This is a genomic window from Ktedonospora formicarum (assembly GCF_016587355.1).
Lineage (GTDB): Bacteria > Chloroflexota > Ktedonobacteria > Ktedonobacterales > Ktedonobacteraceae > Ktedonobacter > Ktedonobacter formicarum.
In genome coordinates this window covers 27,571-47,369 of the sequence record NZ_BNJF01000011.1, presented here as the reverse complement: position 1 = coordinate 47,369, position 19,799 = coordinate 27,571, and the positions used below count along the sequence as shown (strand labels likewise).

The window sequence follows — 19,799 nt, the reverse complement described above, 5'->3', positions numbered from 1 at the left end:
CCATGCTGGTCAGTTGAGTTTTGATGAGGCCACCCTCACAGAGATGGCGAAAGCCTGTTGGGTGTAAATCTGCACATGAAATGGGCGGATTCTGACCGAATTTTGGTCATTCAATGGGTAAGCAAGCAATCAACATGAATTGGCGCGGAACGAGAGGACTCTCTACAAAGCCTCGGCGGAGAGGCAAGCCTTTTGTAGTTTCTGCCTGTTCTGCCGCTCATTTCGTGTGCAAATGTACAGTTAGATCGATCAGGAAAGAGCGCAGGAGGTGGACATGAAACCAACATCTCAATAGGCCTCACAGCTCTGGAGGATCTTGATCGATCTCTAGCATGGTAGAAAGGACGATGACCATGGAGGAAACCCACTTCGATGCCGTCATTGTCGGATCGGGATTTGGAGGATCGGTGGTTGCGTGCCGACTTGCAGAGTCCGGTTTGCGTGTCTGTTTGCTTGAACGTGGCAAAGCGTATCCGCCTGGAGCGTTTCCGCGCAGTCCCTCGAGTATGAAGAAGAACTTTTGGGACCCCGATGAGCGTCTCTATGGCCTTTATCAGCCGCTTTCCTTTCCCAATGTGATTTCGCTGATTGCAAGTGGGCTAGGAGGTGGTTCTCTGATCTATGCCAATGTCATGGTGCGCAAAGACGAGCGCTGGTTCGTCCAGGAATCAGAGGAGCAAGAGGGATATGAATACTGGCCTGTGACGCGTGCGGATCTTGAGCCGTATTATGATCGTGTTGAGCAGATGCTCAAAGTGCAGCGCTATCCATTTGATCAATCTCCTTATAATCAGACTACGAAAACGCGGGCCTTGAAAGAGGTGGCGGATCGGTTGAAACTGGAATGGGACCTGCCTAACCTCGCTGTGTCCTTTCGTAATGAGGAGGAGGCTCCCTTTCCTGGTGAGCCAATTCGTGAGGCCTCTCCCAATTTGCACAATCGCACACGTTTGACCTGTCGTCTCTGCGGAGAATGTGATATCGGGTGTAACTACGGTAGTAAGAACAGTCTGGATTATACCTATCTCTCTGTGGCGCAGCGTTCTGGTGCCGCTATTCGGATATTATGCGAGGTGTACTCGTTCGAGCCAGGCGATATGGGCTATACTATTCATTATAAACAATATCTTCCAGGGAGCGAGAAAGAGGATGCTGTCGTGAAGACGGTGACAGCGACCAGACTCATTCTTGCAGCTGGCACATTTGGCTCAACCTCCCTCTTACTCAGGAACCAGCAGGCGTTTCCAGGTCTCAGCACCCAGCTGGGCACGCGTTTTTGTGGGAATGGTGACCATATCGCCATCGCGCTCCAGTGCAGCGAGAAAAAGGATGGGAAGCGGAAGCCACAGTTGATTGACGCAAGTCATGGACCAGTGATTACGAGCCTGATACGTATCGCAGACGCGGTAGATGGTGGGGAGGAGCGTGGCTTTTATATTGAAGATGCAGGCTATCCTGAATTTTTAAACTGGCTTCTGCAAATGCTCGATGTTCCCTCTGAATTACGATCTGCCAGCTATCTGGCAAAATATTTTTGGCGTAGTTTCTTGCCCAGGACCAGGCGGGCCAACTTCAGCCATGATCTGGTCTCCCTTTTTGGGGAGAGCGAGTTCTCCTCCAGTTTGTTGCCACTACTGGGCATGGGACGAGAAAAGGCGCATGGACGCCTGCTACTCCGTAAAAACAAGCTCGAATTAGACTGGCAAAAAAAAACCTCCAACCCTTTTTATAAAAGGATGAGCGGACAGATGCGAGCCATTTCTGATGCTCTGGGCGCAAGGTATATAGAAAATCCCGTCTTCTGGTATTTCGGTCGGATGCTGACTGTCCACCCACTGGGAGGCTGTCCAATGGGACGACATGCGGGGGAAGGCGTGGTCAATGATCGGGGAGAAGTCTTTGGCTATCCAGGATTGTACATTGCCGATGGCTCGATTCTTCCCGGATCAGTCGGTACCAATCCCAGTTTGACGATCGCCGCCATCGCTGAACGCATCGCCGAAGGAATCGTTGAAAAACGGAAAGGCAACAGAGCATGAGTCAGTCCACAAGCCAGGAAGTGGTACATCCCTCTCTCAGTTTCACTGAAACGATGAAAGGCTTTGTCAACTTCTCTGAACTGGATGGCGGGCAGGCGGCATTGCAGGACGTGCCTCGGAAGATGGCGCTGCTTGTACATCTGACTATAGAAATCGATCATATCGAACAATTTACACGTAGCATCACTCATCAGGCGGCGATTTCGGGATACGTGGAGTGTGAGGCGCTAGGGGGTAAACTTCCCATCGAAAAAGGGATCTTCCAACTCTTTCTTGCGGAGGTCGCTTCCGCCAACACAAGAATGTGGTATCGTCTCTTCTTTCATGACCCGTCTGGTCGTAGACTCTCATTGATCGGTTTTAAAGTGCTCCCTGGGAAGATGGGTTTGAACGTCTGGCAGGCCACCACTACGCTGTTTGTCTCTGTTCTTGCTGGGGAGGAAGACACCCCAACCGAGGGAGAACAGGGACAGACGATAGCATCAGGGATCATTTCTCTGCACTTTGTTGATTTCCTGCACCAACTGGCTTCATTCCGTGCCAGAGGCTCCACAAGAAGGAAGGGTGTTGAAGGGATGTGTACCTTCTTCTTCTTTTTCGTGCAGGGACTGTGGAAAGCATACTACCGGGCCTGGAAATCGCATCGACACATTTAATCCAGGGATTCCCAATTCAGCCACAAGAGATAGACCGTCGCCTGTCTTCTTAATGGACGAGCTGTCACGCGTGATGGTCATTCGCGCCATTTCTAGGGCCGCCAAGTAGAGGCTCGCTGAGATGGTCGCGGATGGCCCTAAAACTATTACTGAGCTTGCAGCGCGAACTGGGGCAGATCCCCAATCATTCTACCGCCTCTTGCGGGCTTATGCAGTTGCAGGATAACAAGTGAGTGTTCTCATATACGGGGGTGGAAACGCGCCCACCACCAGGCAGGAGCTGCCTGGCTTGTCTGGAAGGAGAGAAGGAATGAGCAGTGTACAGTGAGCAAGGGCCGTTGAGAAACAGACCGGTCGCCTCGAATCCTTCAGCGACGGCAAAGACGCCGTCGCCATTACGTTGCTGGTGTTCAATTTGCAGGTGTCACACCTGCCAGCGGGAGCAATCACTGTGCCCGCGTTGGGACGCGCGCTACTCTAGCAGTGGCCGTCGTACATCACGTTCATGACAAGTTTTGCCACGATCTTGATCATGTGGGCGAGCCACCATGGCCTTTTCAAATTGATATATAGGGCTGACACCCCCTTTTCTGTTCGCCAATGGTTTGCTACTATTGTTCGTGACCGTGGTGCCCTTTCCTACCTCCCTGGTAACACAATATCTCGGCACGCCTGCCGCGACACTGGCATGTGCCGTCTATGCCGGGGTCTTTGTCGTGATCAACCTCGCCTACAACCTGTTCTGGTGGACAGCCATACGTGAGCATGAGCGCCACCTGCTGCACCCAGCCGTGATGCCTCGCCAGGTGAAGAGGCTGACGCGTCGCAGTCTGCTAGGGTTGCTGGTGTACCTGCTGGCGACCGGGCTTTCGTTCTGGAGTCCCTTGTTTCATGAGCGCCGTTGAGGAGATATATAATTTTTCGGCAGCCTTTGAAAAGCTCCCGGCATCTATCACATGGATGAACGAGTGTAACAGGTCATTTTCCATAGCATCTCCCTTAGTATCAACCAGCGGTTGATACCATGGTAACTTTTCTCTTCTTCCCTGTCAAGCAAAGAGAGACTATACTTTCTCTTGTAAGGAGCGATCCACCGCAGGAGGTGGATGGACATACCCCCATCCAGATGGCGAAAGCCTGTCGGGATGCCCTCGCTCACTCAAATTTTTTACTGCTTATGAATGATTTCTCGATCTCGTTCCTCTCAGGAAAGAGATCTCGTTGAAAGGATGAATAGACATGATCACGACAGCACGACAACGCCAGATGACTCTCGGTTCCATCCGTATCACGAATCTGCCGGATGGCTATGCGCTCTTCAACATCCCGTTCCTTTTCCCGGAAACGACTCCTGCAGACTGGGAACCCTACCAGCACCTGCTCAATCAGGATAAACAAATCGTCGCTAGTATCGGTGCATATGTTATCCAGACATCTGGTCATACTATCGTAGCTGATGCAGGCTTTGGTCCCGGTCAATATGTCGATGAAGGGAACATGGAGCTTCATGGTGGCGAACTCCTTGCGAGCCTGCAAAAAGCGGGACTGACCCCTGCGGATATCGACCTCGTTTTCATTACGCATCTGCATCCTGACCATGTGAACGGGATTATCCAGCAAGCTAATGGGGAACAAGGCGTCCTCTACCCCAATGCTCGCTTTCTGCTCCGACGATCCGAATGGCAGCGCATGGCGACCCAGGCTGAGCGGTATGGCGTTGAAGAGGCCGTCAGATTGCTGGAGCCACGTGTTGAACTGATTGAAGAGAATACGTTGTTGGTTCCCGAAATCACCGTTCTGGCGACACCAGGGCACGTGTCTGGACACGCTTCACTCCTGATCGAGGCTGGCGAGCAGCGCGTGATTCTGTTGGGAGACGTCTTTCATAATAATGTGCAGGTTGAGCATCCTGAGTGGAGGAACGTCTTTGATCGTGACCACGAGCAGGCGGTGAAAACACGGCTACACATTCTTGAAGAACTGGCAAAACCTGCCACGATTGGCATTGCTTCGCATTTCGCCACTGACGTCTTTGGCCGAGTCACAGTTGCTCAGGGCAAGTATCAGTGGCATACGTTGGCCGAGTAACACGTGCTCAGGGCAAGTATCAGCAGTAAAACCACGATGGACGACACCTGTTTGCCTCATGGAGCAGTGTCGTCCATCGTCAAAGGAGAACAGCTATGAGAATGATGATCATCATCCAATATGATCAGCAAGACATCGCCGCGATGAGCCCTCTCATTCCTCAAGAACAGGCACACGTGAAAAAGCTGACGGACGAAGGAATCATTGAGGGACTCTTTTTCAGTGCAGACTACTCGCACGTCTGGCTGGTTATGAAAGGGGAGTCTCAAGAGCAGATTGAGCAGGAGTTGAAGGGCTTCCCGGTCTATCCCTACATGAAAGCACAACTTGTACCACTTCTCTAAAAAATTGGAGGTGTTTCGCTCATGGGGTCATTAATGCAGACACAGGCATGTGAATGAAAGGAGTCTCTCTATGCGTGCAATAGTTATTCCATCGTTTGGAGAACCAGAAGTTCTGACTCTTCGCGAACTGCCCGATCCTCATCCGGGGCCGGGGCAAGTCAGTATCCGCGTTGCCTATATAGGGGTGAATTATGCTGACTTGATGGCTCGCCGTAATCGTTATCAAAACGTAGTACTGCCATATGTGCCGGGAGCGGAGGTCTCTGGCTATATCCACGAGATTGGCGAAGGTGTTGAAGGGTTGCACGAAGGCCAGCCTGTTACCGCTCTCATCTTGAGAGGTGGCTATGCGGAAATAGCCCTCGCCCAAGCTGATCTGACATTTCCACTGGAGGGCACACATGGGACGCTCGATCTGGCTACGGCTGCTGCGTTCCCTGCGGTAGTGACAACTGCTTATGATATGCTTACCTACTCAGCCCGCTTGCAAGCGGGAGAAACGATCCTTATTCACTCGGCGGCAGGTGGTGTGGGTAGCGTAGCCGGACAACTCGCTCAGTACATGGGTTCGGGACTCGTATTGGGAACCGTTGGCAGTGAGCAGAAGATCCCCTCTGCTCGATCTTCGGGTTATGACCACGTCTTTCTGCGTGATGGTTTTGTCGAATCGGTACGGACGGTCACAGATGGGCGAGGCGTTGACGTGGTGCTTGATCATGCTGGCGAGCCGATGCGCAGTCAGAGCCTGAGTCTGCTGGCTCCATTCGGACGTCTGGTCGTGTATGGTGCCGCCAGCGGCAATCCTGACGTGCCAATAGAGCCAGTTGCATTGATGGCTGGAAATAAGGCTGTTGTGGGCTACAGCATCACCACATTGAAGGAAGCACATCCAGAGCATACCGCCGCCACGATACGTCGCGCTATTGATCTGCTGATGGAGGGTCACATCCGCATAGATGTGACTATTCTGCCTTGGGAGCAGGCTGCCATTGCGCATCGTCGTATGGAGAATAACATAACCACAGGCAAGTTGCTGCTCAAGGTACAGCCATAGTATAGAAGGGAAATGCTGTCATACCTTCCCTTTTGTTTAACAGCATATGACATATAAACTACATAACAGGTAAGAGTTGCTTATCTGTTATGTAGTTTTCTTGATCAGATATGTCTCCTACGTGGCTTATGATCGACCCCTACCTTTGTATCCTGAGTTAGTGTTTGATTCTCAATAGGAGAAAAAAGAAGGCTTGAGCAGGCGCAACATGCGAGCGCTCATGGCAATCATGATCAAAACCTCGCTGCTGCAGGGAAGGCCCTCATGATCGCGACAGAGCCGACGCCAGCGGATGATCCAGAAATTGTAGCCGCTCGACAGGTATTGTCAACTTGTCGAGCGGCTACAATTTCTGGTAGACTCACTGTCATGAAAACACAGACACCAACATCCCTCTACAAAGGATATCGCTTTCCGGCTGAGATTATTGGCCACTGCATCTGGTTGTATTTTCGCTTCTCCTTGAGTTTTCGCGATGTTGAAGAGATGATGGCAGAACGCGGGGTCATGTTGACCTACGAAACCATCCGGCAGTGGTGTCTGAAATTTGGCCAGATGTCTGCCAATGAACTGAAACGTCGTCGTCCAAGAACGGGAGACAAGTGGCACCTGGATGAGGTGCACCTCAAGATGAATGACAAGACGCATTACTTATGGAGAGCTGTCGATCAGGATGGAAACATCCTGGATATCCTCGTGCAGAGTCGACGCAACAAACACGCGGCCGAAAAGTTCTTCCGCAGGCTCCTGAAAGGGCTGCAATATGTCCCACGAGTGATTATTATGGACAAATTGGCCAGCTACGCCGCCGCCAAGAAGGAAATCTTATCGAGTGTGGAGCACCGCCAACATAAGAGATTGAACAACCGAGCAGAGCGTTCGCATCAACCAACGCGGCAACGCGAGCGAAGCATGCGGCGCTTCAAATCCCCAGGCCAAGCCCAACGCTTTCTCTCCGCATTTGGGCTGATCTTGGATCACTTTCGTCCCAAACGGCATCGCCTCACAGCCAGGGATTACCACTGTGCTGGATATTTAGCATATCCGTTCCAAAATCTCTGACCCATGCCAAGAAACGAGAGGCAGAAAAAGCACGGAAAGGGTTTATCTCAAGTGGATACACTCCATCGTTAGCACGCCAGACCTCTGCAATGAGGCAAGAGGACTTGTTCTCTTTGCTCAATGAGGCAAAGGGTCAGACTGCACAGAAACACATTCGTACATCTTCTCTTTTCTCTGGCTTTTGGCTATTTAGGCGGCCCTCCGGTAGTCATGGTGTAACCCACCCAACATGGGAATGGCGATCACCCGGTTTGGAGGCTTCAGAAGAGAAGCAGACGGAACCGATGGCACCGGAATGCGTTGCCCCAGTCCTTGATGGGGTCGAGCCTGGTTGAAGTAGACCGTATAGGCATTGAGGCGCTGATGGAGTTGCTTCTCATGGAAGATCAGGGAATGATCCAAGCATTCTCGCCTCACACTTCCCAGAAAGCGTTCACACACAGCATTGGCACGCGGCGTTCGGTATGGTGTGCGAAGCACCTTGATCCCACTCGTTGCAGTCACGCGAGCAAAATTCGGCCCGAATTTACGATCATTATCCCTGATCAGATACTTGGGTGTTTGCCCATACGGAGTCGCTTCGCGCAGTTGTTGCGCGACCCAGAGATCGGTCGGCGATCGCGTCACGTTCACATGGATCACCTGGCGCGACTGGAGTTCGATGATGAAAAAAGCAAAAAGTGGGCGGAAGAAGAGATCAGTCACCTGTAAGAAATCACAGGCCCACACGCCTGCCGCGTGATTGCGCAAGAACGTTTTCCAACTCTGCCCATTCGGTCGTCTCCGGCGAATGGGCCTCATATATTTCTGGATGGTTCGTTTGCTCACGCGAATATCCAACTTGAGCAGTTCTCCCCGAATACGCTCCGCTCCCCAAAGTCGATTCTTCACTGCCATTTCCTTGATCAAGCAGATCGTCTCAGGTGAGAGCTTTGACTTTCTCGCGCATGCCTTCGTTTTGCGCTTCCAGAACAGACGGAAGAGTTCACGATGCCAGCGCAAGAGCGTCTCTGGCTGGACCAGGAAGAGTGCCTGTTTCCAGGTTCGGGCCATCCTGGCAAGAAGCACCAGGAGAAGCCGGTCCGTCTTGCGGTAGGTCGGTCGCTTGACTTGTCGACGGAGAATGATCAGTTGCTGCCGTAAGAGCGCATTTTCCGCCAGCAGTTCCAATTTCCCTTTGGTCAGATCGGCAAGCGTACCGGGCACAAGGGAGGTTGCCGATGGTTTGACCCAACAGAGAACGCGTTCGAGAAATGTTTGGAAGTTGAAAGACATGCATCGCTTGACCGAGGAAAATACCCACCACACAAATAGAACCTCTTCTTTGTAAAAATGGCATATGGTTGGAGTGCATACACAGAATGAGCAGTGTTGATTGTACATGCATCTCACGTGCTTGGCAAGAAAGCTCATTTCATTGTCCATAACAGGCTGATTTCCCGAACAGATGTCCCAAGTAGCCAGCACAGGTCCTCGACCATGTGTTAGGCTGAGAGGGTGTAAAAAGTAGCTCGCAGTAGACCAATCTGGTAAGCTAGCAGGTACGAGAGCCAGAAAAGCTTCTCCAACAGAGCTTCGTGAGAGCGAGTGATACATTCTCGCTTTGATGTGCAGAAAGATGATGTTGATGAGATTGAGTGCATTTCAAGAGCACTATAGTTTACATGATAGCCCAATAAACAGCCTCCAGTATTTCCCTGAGCAAGGCAAGCTAACATTAGAGGTGGATATTTGCGATGATGGGCAATGGCCATTCCCAATCAAGAGCGATCCTATGCCTCTCACCTTTGTGTTTACAGGCGTTTCTCACTATAGTGTCAGTACGGGTTCTCTTGATTGTGAACAAGATGAAATTCACGATGCTCGTCTTCTTCCATCAGCGAAACCTGGGAAAGAAATCATAGAATTCATTCTCTTTACAACATCAAATCAGGGGACAGAAGACGTAAAGTTTCTCCAAATCGAGGCGGAAAGCGTCAACTGGGTCATTTCTTAACATGCTTCTATGTTGTACCAATATCAAGAATCTTTTTTCGCGTTCGAGGGGATTGCCAGGCGCGTGTGATGTTTCGGCAGGAGCTGGAGCGACCTTGGGAAGATCTGCGTCAAGAGGTGTGTTGGTGGCGACGCGAGTTGGCAGTGGCATGGTGCTGGCGGTGATGATGAGATGATCGAGGATTTGTGTGCTTGCCAGGTGGATTATGTGGTCATGTGTACAAGTTGCTGTGATGAGATGAGTGAGCCGTGGAAGTGTGGTTACAGGGAACCACGTATGTCGATGTGTCGTTGTGGGGAGAGAGTGGTTGGCAGCGGTGAAGCTGGCTTTTTTTGTGGCGTTGAGGGAGAGGAAGAGAGGCAATGGTGGGGTTGGCTGAGAGATATCATGGTGCCAGAGAGGTGTATGAAGAAAGGGAATGATGGAAGAAGGCAAAAAGAAAGACCACAAGATGTGGCCCGTTACAAACGATATAACAATTGTACCTGATATTGGGGGGAAAGTCAAGTGGGCGCCAGTTGTGCAGTTGTGAAGTTGCGAGTTGTGGAGAGTGGTGGGTGAGATTCCTTGGAGGAGCAGGGGCTCGACCACGGCAGGGGCCTGGGTCAGGGCATCAGGGATGGATAGCTCCCGTTCACGCTGGCTTGCCAGGACCTTGAGGAAGGCATGGAGTTCGGGAGAACGCGTCGTTTGGAGACAAAGAAGACCTTACCCCAACCAGTAGCATCGATAATCGGTTGGCGAGAGCGGAAGTTCGATGAGATTTTGTGTATCAGGGAAGCGCTTCATCTCCTTCTCCAATGGTTGTGTTAAAATAACAATTGAGATTTTGGAGGGATAGACATGCAGAATGAACTGTGCTGGATATTTAGCATATCCGTTCCAAAATCTCTGACCCATGCCAAGAAACGAGAGGCAGAAAAAGCACGGAAAGGGTTTATCTCAAGTGGATACACTCCATCGTTAGCACGCCAGACCTCTGCAATGAGGCAAGAGGACTTGTTCTCTTTGCTCAATGAGGCAAAGGGTCAGACTGCACAGAAACACATTCGTACATCTTCTCTTTTCTCTGGCTTTTGGCTATTTAGGCGGCCCTCCGGTAGTCATGGTGTAACCCACCCAACATGGGAATGGCGATCACCCGGTTTGGAGGCTTCAGAAGAGAAGCAGACGGAACCGATGGCACCGGAATGCGTTGCCCCAGTCCTTGATGGGGTCGAGCCTGGTTGAAGTAGACCGTATAGGCATTGAGGCGCTGATGGAGTTGCTTCTCATGGAAGATCAGGGAATGATCCAAGCATTCTCGCCTCACACTTCCCAGAAAGCGTTCACACACAGCATTGGCACGCGGCGTTCGGTATGGTGTGCGAAGCACCTTGATCCCACTCGTTGCAGTCACGCGAGCAAAATTCGGCCCGAATTTACGATCATTATCCCTGATCAGATACTTGGGTGTTTGCCCATACGGAGTCGCTTCGCGCAGTTGTTGCGCGACCCAGAGATCGGTCGGCGATCGCGTCACGTTCACATGGATCACCTGGCGCGACTGGAGTTCGATGATGAAAAAAGCAAAAAGTGGGCGGAAGAAGAGATCAGTCACCTGTAAGAAATCACAGGCCCACACGCCTGCCGCGTGATTGCGCAAGAACGTTTTCCAACTCTGCCCATTCGGTCGTCTCCGGCGAATGGGCCTCATATATTTCTGGATGGTTCGTTTGCTCACGCGAATATCCAACTTGAGCAGTTCTCCCCGAATACGCTCCGCTCCCCAAAGTCGATTCTTCACTGCCATTTCCTTGATCAAGCAGATCGTCTCAGGTGAGAGCTTTGACTTTCTCGCGCATGCCTTCGTTTTGCGCTTCCAGAACAGACGGAAGAGTTCACGATGCCAGCGCAAGAGCGTCTCTGGCTGGACCAGGAAGAGTGCCTGTTTCCAGGTTCGGGCCATCCTGGCAAGAAGCACCAGGAGAAGCCGGTCCGTCTTGCGGTAGGTCGGTCGCTTGACTTGTCGACGGAGAATGATCAGTTGCTGCCGTAAGAGCGCATTTTCCGCCAGCAGTTCCAATTTCCCTTTGGTCAGATCGGCAAGCGTACCGGGCACAAGGGAGGTTGCCGATGGTTTGACCCAACAGAGAACGCGTTCGAGAAATGTTTGGAAGTTGAAAGACATGCATCGCTTGACCGAGGAAAATACCCACCACACAAATAGAACCTCTTCTTTGTAAAAATGGCATATGGTTGGAGTGCATACACAGAATGAGCAGTGTTGATTGTACACGCATCTCACGTGCTTGGCAAGAAAGCTCATTTCATTGTCCATAACAGGCTGATTTCCCGAACAGATGTCCCAAGTAGCCAGCACAATGGTCAGGGCTGTCTGCGTGTTTTCAGCCTCAGGGGTGCTCGTCGTTGACCAAGGATCGATAGAAGACATAGGACCTCCTGTGATGTGGAGCTGGCTCCACGTATGAGTAGTGGACGTCACGGGAAGAAAAATGAAGCGATCGCAATGCGTTTGCAAGCGTTTGGATTCCTGGAGGGTGCCAAACCCGAACACCTCACATCCAAGCGACTGAAGGTGGCTGATGGTGCTCGAAAACCCTTTGTCATTGGTCAGCAAATAGATACGGCGGACCCCTTGATGAGCCATGGTGATCGCTTCGCGCTGCAAAAGATGGTCTGCCGCGTTGCGCCCACCAGAGTGGGTTTTGGTGAGAAACTGTTGCCGCTTGACGAAACTGTGCCAGGGAGTGAGGGCCTGCGCTCTCCCAATGATTAGCTTGGCAACGAGAGAGACCCCGTGACGCTGTTCAAGCGCGAAGAGCGCAGGGAGTTCTCCTATCATTGTAGGAGCGATATTTTCGGCATCAATGAGTATCGCAGCAAGCAGCCGCATGCTGATCGTCTTCCGCTTTCTTGAAGAGAGAAGATAGTACTCGTAGTGTACCCGAGAGGTGAAAGAAGAGGATAGAAATGAGTGGATGGGCGAGTGTGTCATTTGACACATAACTTCATAACTTAGCCGTTACGGCCAACTTCCTGACAATAGCTGCTAAGTGGCAAGAAGAGGTGTCACTTTTAACTATATCTTTTGCGTCTTTTACTGTTATCGAACGCTTATGCAAATTTTAGTCCATCTATTGAAGAGCAGGAGTGTTCTTAATACTAGCTCAGTACAATAGCGCGATGGGCCGCAAGGGGTAATCCCGAACGCATGCGCTTGTTGGGTGTGGTAGGACGAGGGTAGAGAGGCAGCATGTAAGTCGAACCATGCCCTCTCGATGAGTTGCAACGAGAGTCGTGACAAAAGTCGTGTTTACAACTCAGAGGCGAGGCTGCCAACCTCGCCTTTTTGTGGTGCAAAAGAAAAGCCCCGCTGAAGCAGGACTAGACTTGTTTTTCATGTGTATCGAACATTTTTACAGCGTGGATGTCCGTATTGCCCGCTACTCTGCTACGAGGGGCAGCTAACGTAGCGCAACCCCTTGAAACAGGTCTTTGCTCTCGCGGAACAGCCGATTGACTATATCTTGGCCTCGAATGAGAAAAAACGTCGCGAAAACAAGCGTTCTTCGAGCGAAAAAACCTTGAGGCAATTTTCCCTGTCAAATTGAAGCATCCTGATCGCATTGGGTGCGGCAAGTTTTTTTGCAAGGGACAGATTCCAGACAACAGACCGCGACCGTAAACAGCCTATCAGTGTGAGGGTGCGGCACAACTTTTTGCACACAATGAGCATACCAACATGGGGTTGATGAGAGGAAATTACGCGCTCGCCTTTCAGCGCAAACAGTGAAGACGTCTTCCCCCTCATCTGGGAAGGCGTCTTCACTTCGTATACACGTCATAGGAAAGGGCACGCAGGCATGGTTCTTCCTGCGCAAAAGTACCTATCTAGAAGTATAAAGAGAGGTTAGCACCACCAAGCTGTGCACCCGTGTGCAAAAAGATGTGGCGCACCCTCAGTGTGATGTGGTATCTCAACAGTTCTCTCTCCCAAATCCGTGAAGGACTTAGCTGGCGACAAACTCTGGTGATGGATCTCAGCCTGCGACCGCGAGAGCAGGTGAACCATGCTTCGCTTTGAGTCGTTTCCTTGTGGTATAGTAGAAGACGGTCATGCCTCAAAGGACGGAGGCACATTTTTTGTCTTGCAAAGAACCAAAGAAACAAGGAGCAACACAGCATGGCCAAGCAGGAACTTGTTGATCTTCTCAAACAGGGAGTGCCGGTTTGGAATGCCTGGAGAGAGCAGAATCCATCGATTCTCCTTGATCTCCAAGAAGTCGCCCTCCCCGAAGCCGACCTCCCTGGGGCCGACCTTACTGGAGCCGACCTCAATAAAGCCATGCTCACAGGAGCCGACCTTGAAGGTGCAGACCTCTCACACGCCACGCTCGAAGGAGCCAAGCTCTTCAGAGCCAACATCGAAAAAGCTGACCTCAGAGGTGAAGACCTCTCACACGCCAAGCTCTATTATGCCACGCTCGAAGGAGCCAACCTCAGAGAAGCCGATCTCACAGGAGCCAACCTCTCATTTGCCAACCTCGCAGGAGCTAACCTCACAGGAGCCTGCTTCAAAGGAGCCGATCTCACAGGAGCCGACATGACAGGAGCCAAAGGACTTTAAGAGAGCGTTGAAGGATGATCTTCGAGAGGGCACCCCTCCTCCTGCCGACGCCAGCCGACCGTTGCTCTGCGCTTCCTTCTACCAACAGGCCAGAGAGCATCCCCATCGTGAATTTACCGTTGCTGGGCATCGTGATCCGCTTCTGAAGCCATGTGTTCAGGCAGCCAACACCCGATTCCTAACATTCACGCTATTTATCATTTCCCGCCATGCCTATGTCATCACTGTTTGCAAAAAACCTTGGCGCACCCGATCGCATTCGTCAGTAGCAAAGAGCGTGTGCTTGCCTGGCGTAGCATTTTTGCTGGGAAGAGGCAGGTTCTCTTGCACTGACAGAGCATAGCCTGACTCTTTCTTTTTTTGTGCGAGCTCTTGCGCTCAGATGGTGTATGACGTTTCTGCATCGTGTGGTTCTCTGTGGGCACTTGGTTTCGGGCATGTTCTGTGCATTTGAGCAGGCATTTTGTGTGCATTGAGAAACGCCTGGAGAAACGCCCTGTGCGCCTGAGAAACGCCTGATGAGACGCCCTGTGCAGACCGGACGCCAGGGCGAAGTTTGTCAGGAAACGCCAGGAGAAATGGCGCTTGGGAGACAGGGCTTGCAAGAGGCCAAACGTTCACGGGATGCCCTACCATGGTCACGCGAGAGAGGATCAGGAGGCAAGGCTCCATGTGTGGATGCATCTTGCCTGGCGCGGAGGTGCTTGGAGGGAACGCCGCGGGTGGTGCCATGCTGGCACTGCAGGCATGTCGTGGAGCAGGCGTTACGAACTGTGGTGGTGGTCCGTGTTGTGCCTGGAAGGAGTCCGCCCAAGCGTGTGTCTCAGACGAGAAATGACCTGTCTGAGACAGCTTGGGAAGTGGGGTGTGAGCGTGAGGACGAGTGCTGCCTCCTGTGCAGGAGGACGAGGGATGGGGTGAGGAGGGTCACAACGAGGTCTCCAGCCCTCTATGATGGAGCGCCCAGAGAGCGCGTGAAGGGGCACATAGGACTCCTCGCGCATCAAGTTGTGAGTGATTGGACGCTGCACGCGGGATTGGAGCTTCCGCCAGAATGAAGGATGTGGGCGAAGCAGACACCACGGATCGCACATGGTGGCTCGTCGAAGGTGAACGCTAGGTGTGTCTCTGTCAAGAAATGACGTGTCAGGGACGGCCTGGGAAGCGGGGTATGAGCGTGAGACCCCTTGATGTCTCCTGAGAACAGTGAAGGAGGGAGGGAATGGCTCTGGGAGGAGGGTTCCAGCCCTGTCTGATGGATCGCTGAAGCGTGAAGGAGAGGAAGGTATGACTCCGAAACATCAAGCCGTGATTGATCGGACGCTGCACGCGGTGAATGAGCGTGCCCACCTGATGGTGCGGTCTCTTCACCCTCCTGGGAAAGAAGAACCTGCCCAAGGCGATGCAGCGAAGCACCGCTCGCAAGAGGAGCAGATGGAGGCGCTGCATGCCAGCACGCTTGGGTGCCAGCTGCGCTGGATTGCCGAGTATGTGGAAGGGTATCCGGCGGCGAAGGAACCGGAACGCAAGCAGCGTTGGGCCTGGTCGGAGGAGGAGGTCGTGATCCGGGGAGGCATGCGCCGAGAGGTGTATGCCGTGTGCGCGGTGGTGTATGGGTCGGCTGCTGGAGGGAACGCGTGGTCCTACCCGAGGCAGTGTCAGCACACGGACCTGGGGCAACTGCTCCACGCTGCCCTGTTGCAGTTTTACCACGAATACCTGCCAGCGGATCAGCTGGTGAGTGTGGGGAAGGCAGCCAAGGAGATTGGGATCGCCCGGCAGACGCTGCATGAATGGATGGAGCGTGGACGAGCCAAGTGGATCTCTGAGGCCGAACACGATGTGATGTGGCTGGATCGGGAAGAAGTGGACCGGTTGTGGCATGTCAAACGGGGTTTGAAGTGGAGATGAGTGATCTGAGAGCGTTCGTGATGAGAGTGAGCGTCTTTGCTGGGGAAGCTCTCCTGCGGGTGAAGCCTCGCTGGCGAGAGAGCTGCCCGCAGGAGAGCACACGGTGCATGGCAGAGGCAAGAACCGGTGAGCTCTGTGAGAGAACAGGTGAAAACATGGCGGGCAGAGGCGGAGGAAGGTGAGTGTGAGAGGGTCAGTCTGGCGCGTCGATGCCATCGGCAGGAGCTGGCGCGCTCTAGAGAAGATCTGCGCCAAGAGCGTGTAGGTGAGGGATGTGTGTGCTCGTGGTCGGGCGCGCCAGTTCTCGCACAGGGATTAGAAGCCCTGGGGTGTAAAGGGGAAGGGTGGATAATCGTTGAGGAGGCCGAGGCTGATGGTGGAGGTATGGGCGTCTTCGCGCCAGCGAGAGCGGACGGAGGGTCCCAACTGTACGATATGGAAGATCACCTCGTGATACTGGCGTGGAAGGTCGGGAAGTGAGGTCTCTTGCAGGAGCAGGGCGACGACCTCGGCAGGAAGGGCCTGGGCCAGGGTCTTAGGGATGGGTCGTCCCCGCTCACGCCTCCAGGCCTATCGCAAGGCCCTGCTCTTCTTTGATGTGTTGTACGAGTTTGAGCAAGAGGCCCGAATTCGGAATCTGTGAGGTGGGGAAGCGCGCCCAGGCCTGAGAAGTTCCTTTGGCTTGAATGCGCAACGTTTCCAGATCTAGTGTGACCCTTTCTATCCACTGCCAACCGATCTGGGAATCACGCGTACTGAGACCGTCCCTGCTCACTGCGAGCCCGGCAAAAACCAGTAGTTTCCCCACCTGTAAGTCGGCCAGTGCGCGCGAGTAGAGCCTCTTGGTGACCTCCTCAGCAATATGCTCGCCAAGCGTGTCAATATCTCCAATGATTGGGCTCAGCGTCATGCTCCTTCCATTTACCAGGCGAATTGTATATATGGGAAACTTCTTCTGCCCTGTAGATGTCGCCTGCCGCTGCACGCTTTCAATCTCCGTCCAGAAAACCATCTGCTCTTCGCGCCCCTCACGATAACGAAATCCTTGCTCGTACACATCCACGCGTACCTTGCGACGAAGGGGCGTTACAGCTGCCTTATGATCGCGTAACACACCAAACAAGATAACCGGCAAGGACAGAAAAGCGATGATGACAAAGGTTATGCCAAGAAAAGGCAGATACAAAGACCCATTAGAACCTATCAGAAACGTTCCTCCAAACCCTAGCAGGCAAATGTACAGCGCGACCGCGAACCAGAACAATCCTTTTTCGCGGCCTTTTGCGCGTAACCCATAGCTGCTCACGAGTGTGCCAGGTTGTGACGTCTCCTGCTGGCCCACTACAGGTTCTTGTTCAGCCATACCCAACACCTGCTCACACAGCTTAAGACACAGCGCGGCATTGGTCATATGATGCCAGGGCAAGACAGCCCATGGGCGCTGGCCCTCTTTGCGGCTGATGATGAACACGTTGTGGCTCATGTCAATCCAGGGCATCTCGACGGCTTCCCAGGGCACAAAATGCTCGCCCGCCTCTATCCCTTCCCCGCTCAGGATCGCCTGACGATCCAGGCGCCGAATGAGCATTTTTGTCAGCCAGTGATGTCCTGTGGAGCGTCCTGTAGGTACATCTTTGTGTATGTAGATCCCATCTGGCGCGAGGCTCACTCTGCCAAACGGCAGAGACTCTCCACTCTGATAGCGCGCGAGCACTTGCGGCCACACGCTCTCCGTTTTCAGTTGGACCAGCAAAGCGCCTTCAGTATCGGCCAGGGAGTGTTCCTTCCCGTTCCTAGTCGCGAAAATAGACACCAGTCTGGGAAAAGCGTCCCCATCCCCTGACCTGTCAGCCCTCGAAGCGACTGCGGCCTGCCGAATCTCTGTTATCTCATCCAGGCGTACCGTGTCCTTCAGGTGCTTGCGGTTCGCGCCAACGATCCCCTCGTCGCATACATACAGGCGAACCTCACCCCACAGCCAGCGCTGGCAACGGATGGCGATACCCAGAACACTGCCGAGCGTGAGAACACTGCCAAAACACAATGCGAAGACACCAATGCCATCATTCAGGGGCACTGATAACGCATATGCATATGAGACGGTTTCATGCTGGAAATCATACCAACTCAGTGACACGAAAAGCAAACCAAGCGCTAAATACAGCCATAGTGTTGGCAAGTCCGCCGGATTCTGAGTGCGAAACTCCGCACGCGGCTCACCCAGGCCGCTCTCCGCCGCGACCTGGTACGCCCTTGGGCTTAGAGGATCCACTGCCTCCATGCTTGCACCTCCAAAGTGTATTCTTTTATTCCCCTGTTCTATAAGCGAGCGCTAAGCAAGCGCTCCCATAGTATACGCTTCCTACCTCATCCGCATCAATCCTCATCTATTTACCAAACACGCGAGCCCAGAGCCAAAGAGGTTATCACAAGGATATGCTGAAGTAAGGGGAAGAAGCGAAAAGGGAAGGGCCAGGCGCTGTGTGGGAGTGGGAATATTTGCGTGTGGATGGAATTCTGCTCGATGGTGAAGGATGTGGAGGGTTTGGTGTGTATGAGCCAGTGAAGGGGCGTGAAGGGGCTTACGGAGAATGTGGCATGTTTATTGGTGCTCGTGCTGTGTCATATTGGACGCTGATACAAGCTGGTGTCCTGCCTCAAGCTCCTTTTCTCTGTGCTTGCAAATGGTACTCAGCCGAAGCAGCAGCAGCTGCTACAACTATTTCAAGATCCTCTTCTGATTGACGTTGTGTTTGTGGCGTTGCCATCCCTTTGAATAATATATACCATATCGGATAGATTTTCAAGAGGAAAGCGTGCCTGAGATGGAGAAGGATGGGCATTCTGTTCGTGAGAGGCGTCCTTGAGGGAATGTGTTCAATGGGAAGTGATTGGCTCTCTATCCCTGGCGTAGTAGTGAGCAATGCTGGCGAGGTGAGGGGAGAATGAGAGATCAGGGCAGGAGAACGGTTCTTTTTCGGAGTAAGAATTTCGTATGTATGAAATGGGAAAGAGGGGTGAATGGCTTGGTGAAACAGGCGTGAATGCGCGTGAAAAGCTCGGTGAATAGATGTCTGAGTGAGTGCTCGAGGAGGAGTCCTGTGATGGAAGAAGGACCAATTTCTGAGGTACTGTAACGAGAGTAAATCAGGTGCTTGAGGAAGTGGCGCACCTGGCGGAAGAGGCGAGGTGTGTCTTGCAAGAGGAACCGTTCAGGGTCAATGAGGGAGCACCTGCCTGGATCTGGTGGCCTGCTGGGAACGAGGGGAAACGCTGGTTGGTGCGTTGAGCCGCTGCCAGGGGATCGGGCAGGAACGAGCGCCAGAAGACGATGCTTAGCCTCTCTCGGCAGCTGCAGTACGGGTGTAGAGAAGAAGGAAGGCGAGAGCGTGGCTGGCTGGAGGTTCGAATGGTGAAGAGCTCTGGCCCCTTTGGTTATTTGCGCGAAGAGTGAGCACTTTTCAGGGCTCTTGCGTGGGAGAGGAAAAAGATCCCCACTTTCCAGGGACAAAACCGCGATGTTGCCCCTTGTTTCTCCGACCGGGCAGGGCCACGACCTATGATGGCAGAGAAACGTCTTGAGAGAACAAGGCGTGCTGGTAGCATGTTGAAAGCCGACAAGGAAGCTGGAGGCAGATGGCCTTCAGTGTGTATTGTCTTCCTCGACAACCAAGGGGGTTCACCATGCCCAGTCCTCTGGAAAGCATCAAGCACATTGTGGTTCTCATGCTTGAGAATCGGTCGTTCGACCACATGCTTGGTTTTCTCTATGCGAATGATACACCGATGCATTATGTAGGAACGGGTTATCCACAGAAATTTGGAGGGCTTACGGGGAATGAGAATAATGATGTCAAAAATCCCGCCTCCTCTGTCTTCGTATCCAAAACGGACAAGCCACCACTCTATTGCTTGCCAGGAGCCAATCCAAGTGAGGGCTATACTGACTCGCCGGGCATAATCCACCTCTCACTGCTAACGATGACAAAGACGCGGGACAAGGCCTGCGCAATAAGCAT

Annotated in this window: 17 protein-coding genes and 1 pseudogene; 14 read left to right on the top strand and 4 right to left on the bottom strand. The window is 52.7% G+C overall.

What is annotated here, in order from left to right; all coding sequences use genetic code 11:
- Positions 1–353: 353 nt before the first annotated feature.
- The 3 genes from K3T82_RS45795 to K3T82_RS48800 all read left to right on the top strand — a co-directional run bounded on the left by K3T82_RS45795 (position 354) and on the right by K3T82_RS48800 (position 3,600).
- Positions 354–2,039 carry a GMC oxidoreductase gene (locus K3T82_RS45795; protein WP_220200141.1) on the top strand — a complete coding sequence of 562 codons (1,686 nt, stop codon included), beginning with the start codon at positions 354–356 and terminating at the stop codon, positions 2,037–2,039.
- Positions 2,036–2,695 (top strand): hypothetical protein, encoded by a 660-nt coding sequence (locus tag K3T82_RS45790; RefSeq protein WP_220200140.1) that lies wholly within the window; start codon positions 2,036–2,038, stop codon positions 2,693–2,695. The genes K3T82_RS45795 and K3T82_RS45790 overlap by 4 nt, the downstream gene beginning before the upstream one ends.
- A gap of 620 nt (positions 2,696–3,315) precedes the next feature.
- Positions 3,316–3,600 carry a hypothetical protein gene (locus K3T82_RS48800; protein ID WP_236031944.1) on the top strand — a complete coding sequence of 95 codons (285 nt, stop codon included), beginning with the start codon at positions 3,316–3,318 and terminating at the stop codon, positions 3,598–3,600.
- Here the strand turns inward: K3T82_RS48800 and K3T82_RS50765 are convergent.
- Positions 3,529–3,684, bottom strand: coding sequence for a LysR family transcriptional regulator (locus K3T82_RS50765; protein WP_220200138.1), 156 nt, complete (start codon positions 3,682–3,684; stop codon positions 3,529–3,531). The genes K3T82_RS48800 and K3T82_RS50765 overlap by 72 nt on opposite strands.
- 250 nt (positions 3,685–3,934) lie before the next feature.
- Between K3T82_RS50765 and K3T82_RS45775 the strand changes: the two genes are divergently transcribed.
- From K3T82_RS45775 to K3T82_RS45760, 4 genes are all read left to right on the top strand, one after another.
- Positions 3,935–4,783, top strand: coding sequence for an MBL fold metallo-hydrolase (locus tag K3T82_RS45775; RefSeq protein ID WP_220200137.1), 849 nt, complete (start codon positions 3,935–3,937; stop codon positions 4,781–4,783).
- Between the two features lie 95 nt (positions 4,784–4,878).
- Complete coding sequence (locus tag K3T82_RS45770) at positions 4,879–5,127, top strand: muconolactone Delta-isomerase family protein (RefSeq protein ID WP_220200136.1); 249 nt, start codon at positions 4,879–4,881, stop codon at positions 5,125–5,127.
- 70 nt (positions 5,128–5,197) lie between these two features.
- Positions 5,198–6,181 carry a quinone oxidoreductase family protein gene (locus K3T82_RS45765; RefSeq protein WP_220200135.1) on the top strand — a complete coding sequence of 328 codons (984 nt, stop codon included), beginning with the start codon at positions 5,198–5,200 and terminating at the stop codon, positions 6,179–6,181.
- Between the two features lie 369 nt (positions 6,182–6,550).
- Positions 6,551–7,243: an IS6 family transposase gene (locus K3T82_RS45760; RefSeq protein ID WP_220200291.1), complete on the top strand. Its 693-nt coding sequence runs from the start codon at positions 6,551–6,553 to the stop codon at positions 7,241–7,243.
- 189 nt (positions 7,244–7,432) lie between these two features.
- Here K3T82_RS45760 and K3T82_RS45755 read toward each other — a convergent pair whose 3' ends face one another.
- Positions 7,433–8,551: an integrase core domain-containing protein gene (locus K3T82_RS45755; RefSeq protein WP_220200134.1), complete on the bottom strand. Its 1,119-nt coding sequence runs from the start codon at positions 8,549–8,551 to the stop codon at positions 7,433–7,435.
- A 319-nt stretch (positions 8,552–8,870) separates the two neighbouring features.
- Between K3T82_RS45755 and K3T82_RS45750 the strand changes: the two genes are divergently transcribed.
- Positions 8,871–9,239: a hypothetical protein gene (locus K3T82_RS45750; protein ID WP_220200133.1), complete on the top strand. Its 369-nt coding sequence runs from the start codon at positions 8,871–8,873 to the stop codon at positions 9,237–9,239.
- Between the two features lie 1,084 nt (positions 9,240–10,323).
- On the opposite strand, the gene K3T82_RS45745 is transcribed toward K3T82_RS45750, so the two are convergent.
- Entirely contained in the window at positions 10,324–12,135 is a 1,812-nt protein-coding gene (locus K3T82_RS45745) for an integrase core domain-containing protein (RefSeq protein WP_220200132.1), read from the bottom strand.
- Between the two features lie 1,290 nt (positions 12,136–13,425).
- Here K3T82_RS45745 and K3T82_RS45740 point away from each other — a divergent pair.
- The 4 genes from K3T82_RS45740 (at position 13,426) to K3T82_RS45725 (ending at position 16,260) form a co-directional block, all read left to right on the top strand.
- Entirely contained in the window at positions 13,426–13,869 is a 444-nt protein-coding gene (locus tag K3T82_RS45740; protein WP_220200131.1) for a pentapeptide repeat-containing protein, read from the top strand.
- Positions 13,870–14,539: 670 nt separating this feature from the next.
- The gene (locus K3T82_RS45735; protein WP_220200130.1) at positions 14,540–14,707 is read left to right on the top strand and encodes a hypothetical protein; all 168 of its coding nucleotides are present in this window, start codon (positions 14,540–14,542) and stop codon (positions 14,705–14,707) included.
- Positions 14,708–15,156: 449 nt separating this feature from the next.
- The gene (locus K3T82_RS45730) at positions 15,157–15,780 is read left to right on the top strand and encodes a hypothetical protein (RefSeq protein ID WP_220200129.1); all 624 of its coding nucleotides are present in this window, start codon (positions 15,157–15,159) and stop codon (positions 15,778–15,780) included.
- Between the two features lie 126 nt (positions 15,781–15,906).
- Entirely contained in the window at positions 15,907–16,260 is a 354-nt protein-coding gene (locus tag K3T82_RS45725) for a hypothetical protein (protein ID WP_220200128.1), read from the top strand.
- Positions 16,261–16,336: 76 nt separating this feature from the next.
- Here K3T82_RS45725 and K3T82_RS45720 read toward each other — a convergent pair whose 3' ends face one another.
- Positions 16,337–18,061: a DUF6585 family protein gene (locus tag K3T82_RS45720; protein WP_220200127.1), complete on the bottom strand. Its 1,725-nt coding sequence runs from the start codon at positions 18,059–18,061 to the stop codon at positions 16,337–16,339.
- A gap of 870 nt (positions 18,062–18,931) precedes the next feature.
- Between K3T82_RS45720 and K3T82_RS45715 the strand changes: the two genes are divergently transcribed.
- On the top strand, positions 18,932–19,069 hold the full coding sequence (locus K3T82_RS45715; RefSeq protein ID WP_220200126.1) for a hypothetical protein: 138 nt from the start codon (positions 18,932–18,934) through the stop codon (positions 19,067–19,069).
- A 347-nt stretch (positions 19,070–19,416) separates the two neighbouring features.
- Positions 19,417–19,629, top strand: a pseudogene (locus tag K3T82_RS50760) (alkaline phosphatase family protein); the annotation flags it as partial.
- Positions 19,630–19,799 lie beyond the last annotated feature (170 nt).